This is a genomic window from Flavobacterium bomense (assembly GCF_003970355.1).
The window spans coordinates 73,244-87,669 of record NZ_RYDJ01000005.1 but is presented as its reverse complement, the minus strand read 5'-3'; the positions used below and the strand labels follow the sequence as shown (position 1 = coordinate 87,669).

The following is a 14,426-nucleotide window of genomic DNA, read 5'->3' as shown; positions in this document are numbered from 1 at the left end:
ACAAGCACGATTTGTTATTACAGTAAATTAAAATCCTGTTTAGGTATTTATAGAAATTATTACGCCTCTCTTTGTAGAAATTCAGTACTGCCTTGCCTATTTTTTTTTTACAAAAAAAGCAGAAAAAATACATTTTTATGCGTTTAAACGGTAATAATAGCTTTTAAACGGTAAAAAAAGAGTGTTTTACTAAAAAATATTTTATATTTGAACAGTTAAATTATAGTGTAAAAGTCTTAATTGAATGAGGATTAAAATTCATTAATAACGATAATTAGTCTCTTGTACCATACCAGTTTACAATTATAACCACGATAATTCATACATTTCCTAAACATGAAAAGAACTTTACTTTTTACAAAAACAACCTGTTTTACTATAGCGCTTTTATGTCTTGTTTTTTTAGGATATTCACAGACCAAAACCATACATTACGAAAATTTTGACGCTAATAATGGAGGCTGGACATCAAGCACTGAATCAGGGAGAAATGGATCATGGTCCTATAACGCAAATCCTATAATTGGCGAAGGAAGTTACTGGAGCATAAATAATTACAACGATTATGGAATTAATTATTTAACAAGATTAACGAGTCCTGTAATTTCAACTAGCGGTTTTAATAATGTTAAATTCTATATTGATATTCGTTATAAAACAGAAGTCAACTTTGATGGTATGAATATAGAATATACTACTGACCTAACTGGACTATCAGGATGGATCAGATTAGGAAACTCTGGTAATGGAAATAATTGGTACAATAACAATGATGTTAATGGTATAGGTAATAATGTTCATGGATGGTCTGGAATAAATACTGAAGTAGAGCTAAGTCCATCAAAATTTATAGAAGCCTCGATATCTAGTAGCGATGTAGGTGCATTGAATAATGCCGCTTCATTACGATTTAGAATTAATTTTGGATCAGACAATAGTACTAACGATGATGGGGTTGCTATAGACAATGTCATTATAAAAGGAGAACATATTACAGCACCTGCAAATCCAGCGATAGGTCCTGGTAATATAAACGGAAACCTTAAACTTTGGTTAAAAGCAAATATAGGAACAAACTCAACAACTGATAACAGTACAGTAACCTCATGGTCAGACCAAGCCTATGACAATAGTGCAAACGGTTATGGTACTTTTGCTCCTAAATACAGAAACGATGCGAGTCGAAACATTAATTTTAATCCTGTTGTAGATTTTAGTCGAAGTGGAAGTAATGTTTTAAAAGGAAAGGGAGGCTATTGGTCTACGGATTATTATGTTGTAGTAAAAACAAACGGTAATTCCGATAAATCAACAAATAATTCACAAGAAATAATATCTGGAAGGATAACAACTGAAAATTTTGGGCAAGATGGAACTGGACTGGGATTAGGAAGAATTTCCTCTCGATTTAATAGTGACAATTTAATATCCCACATGATTGGAACCTATTCAGTGTCCAGTAATCCAGACTCTTATGGTCGAAGTTATGCACCACCTTCTCCTACAAATACTGTTGGAGGAACCGTAATGATTTTAAATATCAAATCAAATACCTCAGTAACTCCAAACGTTACTGAAATTTATTTGAATGGTAAAAAAATTGATACTCATACAGCTACAACTGGGACAAGTGGTACAGGAACTCCGTTAACTTTTTCGGATTTTAACAATTCTGTTTATCAATTAGGAGTCGGTAGATTTACTCTTAATGGTTTTTTAGTAGGAGGAGTTTTATTTAACACCTATCTAGATGGTAGAATAACAGAGGTAGCAAGTTATTCGACCGCCAGAACTGAGCTTGAGCAACAAAAAATACAATCTTATTTGGGAATTAAGAATGGAGTAACCTTACACGCAAGCGGAAGTACGACAGCAGATAATTTTGGAGATGTAAACTACATCGATTCCAATGGAGATCCTATTTGGGATGTTGCAGCTAATACAGGTTTTAATTATGACATAGCTGGAATAGGAAGAGATGATAATACTGTACTAATACAAAAGCAATCTAAAAGTGAAAATCCTAATACAGTTTTAACTATTGGGCTTGGTGATATAACAAGCACCAATAGTAATAATCCAAATAATTTTGGAGGAGATAGAAACTATCTGATGTGGGGTTCCAACAATGGCACAATGTCAAACTCTGGAATCAACTTAAACATTAATCTTGGACCAACAACCATTTCTACTAGTACTGAGGTAGTCAACAGGAAATGGAAAGTAGTAGAAAAAACAGGAATAGACGTAGGCACCGTTCGTGTCAACATTCCAGCGGCGACATTCTTAAGCGGATTACCTGCTTTAGGCCCAACAGACGCATACGTAATGGTTGTGGCTACCAATTCAGCTTTTACAACAGGACTTGAAACTGTTTTCATGTCAACAGCGAGTGGCAATCAAACCTGTTTATATGATTTTGATGGAACTAAATACATCACTTTTGGTGTGGCACATAGAGCCACAAAACCGTTACATATAACACTCGATGGGCTTGACGATTTTGTAAGAATTGGCAATAGCAACGAACTACCTGCTGCATTTTCTTTTATGACCTGGATACAACCAAATGGCAATAATACTTTAGCAAATGAACGAACTATTTTATCAAAAAAATCCGCTGCTGGAAATGGATATCAAATAGTTTTACAAAACGACAATAGAGTTAGGTTTGAATGGTACAATGGGTCAGCTGTTTTAAGTACCGCTATCACAAATACCATTTTACCAAATGCAAAATGGCATAATATAGCATATACCCATACTTCCAATACATTATCTATTTATATTGATGGTGTTTTTGAAAAAACAGTGACAATGACCGGAAATCCTGGTACATCAACAGGGACTTTCAGTATTGGTGGCCAGTACATAACTAAAAACGCCATTAATAACCTCTTTAAAGGTGATATAGACGAACTCAGAATGTGGAATCGAGTACTTACCGCAACAGAGATTCAATTTATTATGAACCAAGAAATAGTACAAAGTAATACCGGAACAATTGGAACTATTATTCCTTCTACAATTACTAAAAACGATACTAATACCTTACTTTGGAATAATTTAATTGCTTATTACTCTATGAACTCTTACATAGGAACACATCTTGACGATGATTCAGTAAATGTGAACAGAGGAAGTTTAGTAATTCCTGATAAAATATCAATCAATGTACAAAATGCTCCGATGCCATACATTAGTGATAGTAATGGGTTATGGCAAACTCCAACAACATGGAAAAATGGAGGAAATCAAGATGTACCATATAGTTTATCTATTATCAACAATACTACTCCCATAGATTGGAATATTGTAAAAACAACCCACATTATTACTTCTCCAGGAAATAAAACCGTTTTAGGATTATTTGTTAACAGCAATACTTTAAGTGCAACTAACAATTCCAAAATAGAAGTCTCCCATTATCTAAAACTCGATGGAAAAATAGACTTAGTAGGCAGATCCCAATTGGTACAAAAACTAGGCAGTGACTTAGATGCAACAAGTGCAGGATCCATAGAAAGAGACCAGCAAGGCCAAGGCAATAAATTCAATTTTAACTATTGGAGTGCTCCGGTGGGTCGAATTAACGATACTACCAATAATTTTACTGTAGCTGAAGTCTTAAGGGACGGAACAAATCCTGCAGTTCCAGGAACGATAACTTGGATTAATGGTTATGACGGCGCTACGACTCCATTTAGTTTAGCACGCTACTGGATTTATAAATTTGACAGCAACCTGAATACCTCTGATTATGCTAATTGGACTCAAATAGAAGAAACAGGCACACTTCAAGCAGGAAAAGGATTCACCTTGAAAGGACCGGGAACTTCAGGAACACAAAACCTTACCTTTTCAGGAAAACCAAATAATGGTACTATAACAAATACCGTTGGTTCTGATCAGTTATTACTGGTAGGCAATCCGTATCCTTCAGCATTGGACGCTGATCAATTTATAATGGATAATATTAATTCTATTGAAACGTCAACAACTAATCCGGCAATTGATGGCGCCTTGTATTTCTGGGAACATTATTCGACCAACAATTCGCATGATTTAACGGCGTATCAAGGTGGTTATGGCATTAGAAACTTATCCGGTGGAGTCGCTCCAAGTGCTACAGGAGTCGATTTCATAAGTGGTACTGGATCATCCTCAAAATTAGATCCAAAAAGATACATTCCCGTAGGACAAGGATTTTTTGTAATTGGAAAAATTGGATCTGGTGGTACCGTAACTTTTAATAATAATCAAAGAGATTTTGTTAAAGAAGATTCTCTCGGTCTTTCGCAGACAATCTATAGAATCTCTAAAACACCTAAAGATTCAAATCATTGGACTGACAACAGCAATGCTCGAATTGAGAACGACACGCACAAAAAAATACGTCTCGGATTTAATGTTATCGACAAAACTTTTCACAGACAGGTACTTCTAGCCTTTATGGAGGAAAAAGCGAACACAGAAATGAATGATGGCTATGATGCCTATAACATTGATGATTATCCTAGTGATATGTATTTATTGAATGGCGAAAATAAATTAGCCATACAAGGAGAAGGTTATTTTAATCAAGAGACCTCCTTCCCTATTGGGGTTCAAACAGAGGCTGCTGGAAAAGTATCGTTTGGTATTGATGCCTTAGAAAACTTTGATGAAAACCAAAATATCTTTATTTACGATAAAGAAACTGATACTTACAATAGCCTAAAAAACAAACTTTATGAAGTAACACTTCCCGAAGGATATGTTACGAATCGTTTCTCTTTGCGATTTACTGACAAAAGTCTTGCGGTACAAAACCCAGTATATGATAGCGCTATTACTGTATTCTTTACCCGTTCTAATAATGTTTTGAATATTGCAAATAGTGCAAATGACAACACCGTTCTTTCTGTTTCTCTTTTCAATATTCAAGGGAAATTAATGGATGAATGGAAGGTTGTGGACAAAGAACAAACCAATATGAAAATCCAGATTCAAGATAACGCAGCTGCAGTGTATATTGTAAAACTGAAAACGTCCAAAGGAAGCATCAGCAAAAAAATTATCGTAAAATAAGTTCCTACCCATTTGTAATTTAGCACCAATAAATTGATTTTTTCATTCCAATAAAATAACCCGTAATTGACCGCAAAATCCATTCAATCTATGGGTACTCCTTTTTATATTTTTTTGATTCCATTCTTTTGTATTGCAGGCTAAGTCAAAAATAACCACAATTTCATTTTTTAGCATGGGCCTTATTGATAATTCTGTAAAAGGACAGTTGCTAAAAAACAAAAGGACTCTCGACTAAGTGGACTATATTTACAAAAGAGAACTATTCCTAAAAAAGTTAGCATCGAATCACATTAATTTTCAGCATTTTTTTTAAAATTAAAATAAAAATTCCGGGTAATTCGGGTAATTCGTGGCTGGAATAATTAAGTGGTATTAGTTACGGACAGTCCTGTAAAATAATCTTATTAATGGCAGAACAGCAAAACTTATTTAGAGAAATACTTAAAAAGTATATTTATAAAAAATAAAACTTGCCTTATATTTTTAATAGTACTCTGAATTTTAAAATTGATTTGAATTATTATCTATATTTGGACTGATATCCAAAGTAAATAAACCAACTTTAAAATTTATAACATGAAAAAAATACTAACATTTGTTGCAATTGCATTCTTTACTAGCGCTCTTAGTGCGCAAGAAGTAAAAGCTGTCGCAAAAGCTAAAAAAGAATCCTGTTGTGCCAAAAAAGACTCCAAAGCAATGACTGCCGCAGAAGTTGAAACATGCAAAACAAAATGCAAAGCCGAAGGAAAAAAGTGTGCGGCAACAATGGCAAAAGTCAGCGGAAAAAAATGCTAAACTAAAACCTTCCATTTTCACTTTATAAAAAACGACGCTTATTTCAGCGCCGTTTTTCTTTTTAATAACCAGAAAAAAAAATGTTTAACACCGTTGGGGATAAATCATCGACATTCGTTAACCATAGCTTAAACTCCTTTCGAATCCCAGCTTGTTAAAATTGATTTCATTTGTAGCAACTACTACAGCATGAAAACAACACTACTGCTATTATCCGATACGGAATTACAAACAAGATTGCAGCACCAGGATCAGCTTGCCTTTGGCATCTTATTTGACCGTTATTGGAAAAGATTGTATACCTATGCTTTTAAAATCTACAAAGAGGAAGCCATTTGCGAAGATATTGTTCAGGAAATATTTATTAGTCTCTGGGAAAAATCAGCCAATACATCTATTGAAAATTTAGAAGGTTATTTACTCCGAGCCGTCAAATACAAAGTTGCCAATCACATTCGGGATTTAAAATTTGATTCCGGGCATCTTGAAATACTCCAAAACATCCCGAATCCTTCCGGAACCGACAAGCATTTAGTATACCAAGAATTTGAATCCGAAATTTTTAAGCAAATAAAGAAACTCCCTCCCAGAAGCCAAGAAGTCATAATCCTGAGCCGATTGGAACATTACACCAATATTGAAATTGCCCAAAAATTAAACATTTCAGTCCGCACCGTAGAAAAGCACATCAGTGATGGATTGAAATTGCTTAAAATGAAGATTGACCCCTGCCAATTCTCGATTTTTATTACGGGAATGTTGCTGCAATGTTAATCCACGCCCACTTCTGTTACCAAATCTTTAAGACTGAATTTCCCACTACGTAAAAACAATACCAGCGGGTACTTATAGTAAAAAGACCCGTTTTGCAAAAAGAAGACTTCCTCACATTAGCCCAAAAATATGTTCAAAATAAATGCACCCTATCCGAAAAAGAGGCTGTAGAAACCTTCTTCTTTAAACAAACAGAGAAAGAACAAAACATCATAATCTTTTCTTTAACCCAAGAGAAAAGAAATGCAATCCTACATAAAATAAATACTACCATTAACAAGCCCAAAGGAAAGCAGCAAAAACGCTATTCGAATATAGGCAAAATAGCTGCCATTGCACTTCTTTTTATCGGAATTTCTTTCGTAATAACCCAATCTACCAGTACAAATCGCATCACACAATCCGCTGCCAAAGGGGAAATAAAAACACTCTTTTTGCCTGATGGCAGTCAGCTGGTTTTAAATGGCAACAGCAGCGTTACTTACGCAACCAATTTCAAAAACAACCGAAAACTAGACCTTAAAGGAGAAGCTTATTTCAAAGTAGTTCGCAATCCAAAAAGTCCTTTTACAGTAGAAACCCCTCAATTCAAAATCAAAGTTTTAGGAACTTCTTTTACCATTAGCGCGTATGAAAATTACCCCAATACCATCCGTGTGCTATCCGGAAAAGTAACCGTGAATTCTAAAGAAAACCCCAATCACAACGTATTGCTAACTAAAAATCAACAACTGCGTTTTCATACATCACAGCTTCCACTGCTCACAAACAATACCCGGGAAGATTTCTTGGCTTGGACTAAAAATATTATAGTGCTCGAAAATACAAGCCTTGGCGAAACAGCCGCAATTTTGAGAAATAAATTTAATGTCACCATTCTTTTTGAGCATCCGGAATTAGAGCAACTTCGGATTACCGGAAAATTTAAAAACGAAAATATCACTACTATCCTCAACAGTATTGCCGAGGTAAAACAATTAGAAATTCACGTTCAAAACCAAAACACCATTTTTATACGAGAAAAACCAAAGAAGTAAATGCTGGAATTCGCTATTAAAACCAATACTTAAGTGGCATTCGAATTGAGATCCCATTAAAACAAAATAAATATTTAAAACCTATTAAAATGAATTTGAAAATCCAATTTCTTTTTTCCCTAAAATTAAAAAAATACCTGTACCTGTTCAGTTTCCTCTTCATATTTTCTGAAATGGCTGCAATGCCTTATACAACTATAACTACCGAGGAGAAAAACTTCTCTATCGACATCAAAGAAATCCAAATCAGGGAAGTCTTTGATATCTTAGAAAAAAAGACTCCTTACACCTTTGTTTTTGACGAAGCAATCGCCTCTTCAAAACAACGTTTGACTTTATTGGTAAACAAGGAAAGCATACATACTATTTTAAATAAAATTACCGCCCAAACTGGCTTTCAATTTCGCCGCATCAACAATACCATTTCTGTAACCAAATCTCCTTCAATCCAGCAGCTCACCCGCGGCACAGTAAATGATTCTCAAGGCTTGCCTTTACCTGGAGCAAGCGTTTTAGAAAAAGGAACTACAAACAGCACCACAACTGATTTTGACGGAAAATTTAGTCTGACCACCTCCACGGCTAATGCGATTTTAGTAGTTTCCTATATGGGTTTTGATGACAAAGAAGTATCCGCAAATAATTCTGCGCCACTGGTAATCCGCTTAACAGCGAACACTAATGCGCTGAACGAGGTTGTGGTAACCGCTTTAGGAATTAAAAGACAGGAAAAACAATTGGGTTTTTCGCAACAAACCATCAATGCTGATAATCTGGCACAAACTGCTCCAAATAACTGGTCTTCAGGCCTAAAAGGAAAAGTGGCCGGTTTAAATATCGTTTCCTCAGGATCCGGGCCTCTAAATTCCCAACAAATTACCTTAAGAGGAAATAATTCGTTGAATCCCAATGGGAATAATGCCTTAATTATTGTAGATGGTGTTCCCTTAAACAGTAAAATAACCAGCTCAGGATCTGACAGTGCGTATATGGGCCGCGATTCTCCAGTTGATTTTGGTAACGGTATTTCAGACCTTAACCTTGATGATATCGAAAACGTAACAGTCTTAAAAGGACCCGGAGCCACTGCACTTTATGGAAGTCGTGCCGCAAATGGTGCGTTAATTATCACTACCAAATCCGGTAAAAAGAACAAAGGCCTTGGGATTAGCTATAATACAGGAGTCACTTTTGACGTCATTCAACGTTGGCCAGATTACCAATATGAATATGGTCAGGGTACCGGAAAATCATTTGATCGAAATGGAAATCCATATTATTCCTATTTAAGTTCTTCCGATGGAAACAATACGGGTTCCACCAGTAGCGCCTGGGGACCAAAATTTGACGGACAATCCTATTTTCAATACGATCCTGTAACGCAGACTCAAGGAACCGAAAGAACCCCTTGGATTCCCTACAAGAATAATATTAAAGATTTCTGGCGTACCGGAATTACTACAAACAACAACCTCACGCTTCAAGGCGGGGACAAAAATGGTTCCATGAGAATGTCTATTGGTCATTCTAAAAATGAATGGATCATGCCTAATACCGGATTTGAAAGAATAACAGCCTCTGTGAATGCGGATTATAAAATATCGGATAAAATTAAAATTGCTTCGGTGATCAATTACAACAACAGAGACAGTGACAATTTACCGAGTACCGGTTACAATAATGGCTCTATCGCCTACTTTACGATTTTCCAAAATCCAAATGTAGATCTCGATTGGTACCGCCCTATTTGGAGACAAGGTCAAAACCAAATCCAACAGCTGCAACCTTTCAGTAGTTATATTGATAATCCCTATTTAATTGCCAATGAAGCTACAAATTCCTTAGCGAGTAACCAAATCGTGGGAAATCTGAACGCCACAATCCAGTTGGCTCCCAATTTAGATCTTTTATTGAGAACTGCTTTAAACACCTACCATCAGGATCGGGAGCAAAAAAGGCCCTACAGTATCAATCGGTATGCTAAAGGATTTTTTAGAACACAGGATGTATTTATGCAGGAAGTAAATTCTGATTTTTTATTGACTTACAAGAATAAGCTGTCAAACGATTTTTCCTTTTCTGCGTCAGCCGGTGGAAATGCGATGAGCTATAAATACCAAAGAATGGATGCTGCTGTGGAAGGCTTGGTCGTTCCTGATGTTTATAAATTGGCAAATGGGGTCAGCAATCCAATCATAAGTGTAAATGACAGTTATAAAAAAGTCAATAGCTTGTACGGACTGTTTTCCCTTTCTTTTAAAGATCAGATTTTCTTAGATGTTACGGGCAGAAACGACTGGTCCAGTACTTTACCAGTACAAAACAATTCTTTCTTTTACCCTTCTGTAAATACCAGTTTTATTCTTTCTGAAATATTCAACTTACCCAAATCACTGGAATATTTTAAATACCGATTGTCTCTTGCCCAAGTGGGTAATGATACTGATCCGTATAGAACCAGTAAATACTACGATCAATCTGCCTTTGCAAGTTCAGCAGTAGCGCCATCAACCTTGTATAATGCAAATTTTAAACCGGAAATCACCACCAGTATTGAAACCGGTTTTGAAGGGCGATTATTCAAAAACAGAATCAATTTTGACGCGACGGTCTATCAGACAACGACTAAAAACCAAATTATTTCTGTTCCCTTAGACATCACAACGGGATTCAGTTCCGGCATCATGAATTCTGGCGAAGTTCGAAATCGAGGAGTTGAACTCACCCTAACCGGAAAAATTGTCAATATGGATAAATTTAAGTGGTCAACCACTTTAACTTGGTCCAAAAACTGGAATCGCGTCATGGAACTTGCCGATGGTATTCAGGGACAACAAACCATTGGTTCAGGAGGTTCAGCCACATTGATTGCCAAAGAGGGTGGGACAACAACCGCAATATACGGCTACGGTTTTGTACGATCTCCTGACGGTCAGATTGTATATGACAATGCGGGTTTACCGGCCTATCCGGATGAAATTCAATACATAGGCGATGCCACTCCGGATTGGAGAGCCGGATTATACAACAGTTTTAAATTTGGAAACATAGGTTTAAATGTCATGTTGGATGGTCAACTTGGCGGTATCATCTATTCCCAAACCCATCATAAACTATCTGAAATGGGTAAAATCAGATCTACCATAAAAGGACGCGAAGAAGGAGTGATTGTAGGCGAAGGAGTAGTATTAAATTCCGATGGTACGTATTCTCAAAACACTACTGAGGCACTGACTCCGGACTGGTACGCCAGGTATTACCGCAGAGCCAATGTCGAGTCCAACTCTTTTGAAGCTTCTTATGTAAAATTGAGAGAAGTAAGTCTGCAATACAGTTTCTCTCCAATATGGCTTAAGAATACCGGCATTACAAGTTTAGATGTATCGGTTTTTGGTAGAGACTTAGCGGTTCTTTCTGACTTTCCTATTTTCGATCCGGAAACGGCAGCCTTAAATGGAGATACTATTTTACCCGGTATCGAAATGGGTCAAATGCCCACTCCTGCTACCTATGGTTTTAATTTAAAAGTGAATTTCTAAACTATTATTTAAAGATGAAAAAGATACAAATTTTTACTGCAACTTTAGTTCTAATACTGTTAAACTTTGCTTGCACGGGCGATTTTAGCGAGCTCAATGAAGACCCTAACCGGATTGCCCAGATAAGTCCGGGAACATTAATTAATCCTATTATTTATGGTCTGGCTACACACAACGCGACTAGAAGTGCGGGTGTCACGTTCGATTTGATGCAGGTATCGCTCCCCTTTCCCAGCGTTTCCGGAGGGCTTCACCGTTATGATTTAAGTCAGGAAATAGGCTATTCGTCCTGGGCTAATTATTACAAATGGCTCAATAATATCAAGGAAATGAAAACTGCGGCGATACGGGCAGAGGATCGCAATTATGAAGCCATTGCACTGACACTAAATGCTTGGGTGTATGCCAATCTTACGGATATTTTTGGACCGGTTCCCATGACCGAAGCTGTAAACGGTGAGGAAGGCAACCTTTATCCCGCATTTGATTCTCAGGAATTAATTTACACCACTATTTTAGCCGATTTAGAACGAGCAAATGCCCTTTATAATTCCGCTACACCTATGATTTATGCCAGTGACATCCTCTTTCAAAACAATGTCACAAAATGGAGAAAATTCACTAATTCCCTTCAAATGCGTTTGTTGTTGAGAATATCCAACCGTACCGAAACCAATTCTTTTCAAAAGTTGGCAACGATGATTCAAAATCCAACACAATACCCTGTTTTTGAAAACACATCCGAATCTGCCATCCTGAAAGTAACTGGAGTAACCCCTAATGTTTCTCCTTGGGGAAGACCGCAGGATTTTAGTTTAAACGTAAAAATAGCCTCTTTTTTCATAGACAATCTAAACACCATGGCCGATCCCCGAAGACCTGTTATTGCTGGTGTTGCAAGAGACTTGAACAATGTTTCCATAGGCTACAAAGGAATTCCCAGTGCCTATGCAGGAGCTGAATCTCAGTTTGCTTACAATGCTTCTACGTTTAATGCAACTCAGATAACCAATCCCATGAATATTTTCTTGATGACGTATGCCGAAGTAGCTTTTATAAAAGCCGAAATGGCGCAAAGAGGATTCACTACGGATGCCGAAACGCATTATAAAAAAGGAGTTCAGGCCGCCATGGAGCAATTGGGAGCCACAATACCCAGTACTTATTTTAATAATTCATTAGCAGCTTATGATGGTACTTTAGAAAAAATCATGCTTCAAAAATATTATGCCCTTTATTTTATCGATTACCAACAGTGGTTTGAATACCGCAGAACTGGATTCCCAATTCTTCCAAAAACGACTGCTATGGAAAATAATGGAATTATGCCTTCCCGTTTTTATTATCCAACGAGCATTCAAATCAACAACCAGCAAAATTACCTCAAAGCAGTTGAAATGTTGGGTACAGATGATATTAACACTAAAGTTTGGTGGGACAAATAAAATCTTAATTTAAAATAAATAAACAATGAAAAAATCAACATTCTCCATTTGTGCCTTGCTGTTTTCAATAGGAATTATGGCACAAACCAACGTTCAAGGTTATGTTTTTGAAGACCACAATCAGAACGGCAAAAAAGAACGAAATGAAAAAGGAATTGCTAATGTTTCCGTAACCAATGGTCTGGAAGTGGTCCTTACCGATAAAAAAGGCAAATACATCCTGCCTAGTAGCGACGATGCAATTATAGCCGTAATTAAACCCGCCAATTATAAAGTAGGCGTGGATGAAAATAATCTGCCTCAGTTTTTTTACAATCACAAACCCAATGGCTCTCCTCAATTAAAATTCAAAGGAGTAGACCCCACGGGAAAATTGCCTAAATCAATCGATTTTGGTTTGGTTCCCCAACAGGAAAATCAAGAGTTTACAGCTCTTATTTTTGGTGATCCGCAACCTTATACCCAGGCTGAAGTTGATTTTTTTGCCAAAGGGATTGTAGCCGAAGTAGAAGGAATTAAAAATGTTCCTTTCGGATTGAGCCTGGGAGATCTAGTAGGAAATGACCTTGCTCTTTTTAATCCTTACATTAAAGCGGTACAAAAAGCGGGGATTCCGTGGTACAATTTATTGGGAAATCACGATCTTAATTTTGATGCCACCACAGATGAAATGGCCGATGAAACCTACGAAGCCCATTTTGGCCCAGCAAATTATGCCTTCAATTATGGTAAAGTCCATTTTATCGTCATGGATAATGTGCTCTATCCTGATCCCCGAAATCAAAAAGGATATTGGGGCGGTTTTACACCAAAACAGTTGCAGTTTATAGCCAATGATTTGAAATTGGTTTCAAAAGAACATTTAATAGTGCTGGCTTTTCATATTCCAATAAGTGAGCCTACCGATGAAGATACTTTCAGAGATGCAGATCGGGATCAGTTATTCGAGCTTTTAAAAGATTTCCCAAACACACTTTCTCTTTCTGCCCATACCCACATTCAACGCCAGGATTACTTTGACAAAACCGATGGCTGGTTACAGGAAAAACCACACCATCATTACAATGTTGGAACCACTTCCGGAGATTGGTATTCCGGAAAACTGAATTCCGAAGGCGTTCCGGTTTCGACCATGCGTGATGGAACACCAAAAGGATATGCCTTTATTAATTTTAAAGGAAATAAATACAGTCTGGATTATAAAGTGGCGGGCAAACCCAAAACCTATCAAATGGAAGTTTTTGCACCCAAAGTAGTGGAAAAAGGCCGTCCTACCCGATCCGGAATTTATGTGAATTTCTTTATGGGAAGTAAAAACGACAGCCTCGAATACCGCGTAGACCAAGGCGAATGGAAAGCAATGGACTATGTAAAGGAAATAGATCCTTCGTATGCCACTGAGGTTTATGAATGGGATCTAACCGAAGAATTAATTCCTGGCAGACGCTCGTCTAATCCTATAGAAAGCAAACATCTTTGGAAAGGAAAAATTCCTACGAATCTGGAAATAGGCGTACATACGATCGAGATTAAAGCCACAGATCAATTTGGAAAAACCTACACTGAAACAACTTCCTACCGCTTGGAGAATCAAAAATAAGTTTGTTTGTTTTTTATTTTTTAAAAGGCTCGCTAAAGATTTTAATCCAGGCGAGCTTTTTTTATTCAAAATAAATAGGAGTACGCTGCTCCCATATAATAGTACGGCACATTCCTTTTTCTGGATTTCAAACTAAAATCAACTTTTTTTCTTTCAAAGC

General features: G+C 36.7%; 7 protein-coding genes. All 7 read left to right on the top strand.

Translation table 11 applies throughout. From position 1 onward, the window contains the following. Window positions 1-336 precede the first annotated feature (336 nt). The 7 genes from EKL98_RS06495 (at window position 337) to EKL98_RS06465 (ending at window position 14,266) form a co-directional block, all read left to right on the top strand. Window positions 337-5,070 carry a LamG-like jellyroll fold domain-containing protein gene (locus EKL98_RS06495; RefSeq protein ID WP_126561840.1) on the top strand — a complete coding sequence of 1,578 codons (4,734 nt, stop codon included), beginning with the start codon at window positions 337-339 and terminating at the stop codon, window positions 5,068-5,070. 579 nt (window positions 5,071-5,649) lie between these two features. Beyond that, a complete protein-coding gene (locus EKL98_RS06490; protein ID WP_126561839.1) occupies window positions 5,650-5,871 on the top strand; it encodes a hypothetical protein in 222 nt (73 codons plus the stop codon). A 189-nt stretch (window positions 5,872-6,060) separates the two neighbouring features. Next, window positions 6,061-6,645, top strand: a complete 585-nt coding sequence (locus EKL98_RS06485; protein ID WP_126561838.1) for an RNA polymerase sigma factor — start codon at window positions 6,061-6,063, stop codon at window positions 6,643-6,645. A 92-nt stretch (window positions 6,646-6,737) separates the two neighbouring features. Next, window positions 6,738-7,682: a FecR family protein gene (locus EKL98_RS06480; RefSeq protein ID WP_126561837.1), complete on the top strand. Its 945-nt coding sequence runs from the start codon at window positions 6,738-6,740 to the stop codon at window positions 7,680-7,682. A gap of 182 nt (window positions 7,683-7,864) precedes the next feature. Continuing rightward, on the top strand, window positions 7,865-11,221 hold the full coding sequence (locus EKL98_RS06475; RefSeq protein ID WP_233589373.1) for a SusC/RagA family TonB-linked outer membrane protein: 3,357 nt from the start codon (window positions 7,865-7,867) through the stop codon (window positions 11,219-11,221). 14 nt (window positions 11,222-11,235) lie between these two features. Then, complete coding sequence (locus tag EKL98_RS06470) at window positions 11,236-12,666, top strand: SusD/RagB family nutrient-binding outer membrane lipoprotein (protein WP_126555216.1); 1,431 nt, start codon at window positions 11,236-11,238, stop codon at window positions 12,664-12,666. Window positions 12,667-12,691: 25 nt separating this feature from the next. Continuing rightward, window positions 12,692-14,266: a calcineurin-like phosphoesterase C-terminal domain-containing protein gene (locus tag EKL98_RS06465; protein WP_126561835.1), complete on the top strand. Its 1,575-nt coding sequence runs from the start codon at window positions 12,692-12,694 to the stop codon at window positions 14,264-14,266. The last annotated feature ends 160 nt before the right edge of the window (window positions 14,267-14,426 follow it).

What these genes read in the sequence shown, in the direction of transcription:
- EKL98_RS06495 (WP_126561840.1), top strand. Translation starts at nt 337, where the DNA reads ATGAAAAGAACTTTACTTTTTACAAAAACAACCTGTTTTACTATAGCG.
- EKL98_RS06490 (WP_126561839.1), top strand. Translation starts at nt 5,650, where the DNA reads ATGAAAAAAATACTAACATTTGTTGCAATTGCATTCTTTACTAGCGCT.
- EKL98_RS06485 (WP_126561838.1), top strand. Translation starts at nt 6,061, where the DNA reads ATGAAAACAACACTACTGCTATTATCCGATACGGAATTACAAACAAGA.
- EKL98_RS06475 (WP_233589373.1), top strand. Translation starts at nt 7,865, where the DNA reads ATGCCTTATACAACTATAACTACCGAGGAGAAAAACTTCTCTATCGAC.
- EKL98_RS06470 (WP_126555216.1), top strand. Translation starts at nt 11,236, where the DNA reads ATGAAAAAGATACAAATTTTTACTGCAACTTTAGTTCTAATACTGTTA.
- EKL98_RS06465 (WP_126561835.1), top strand. Translation starts at nt 12,692, where the DNA reads ATGAAAAAATCAACATTCTCCATTTGTGCCTTGCTGTTTTCAATAGGA.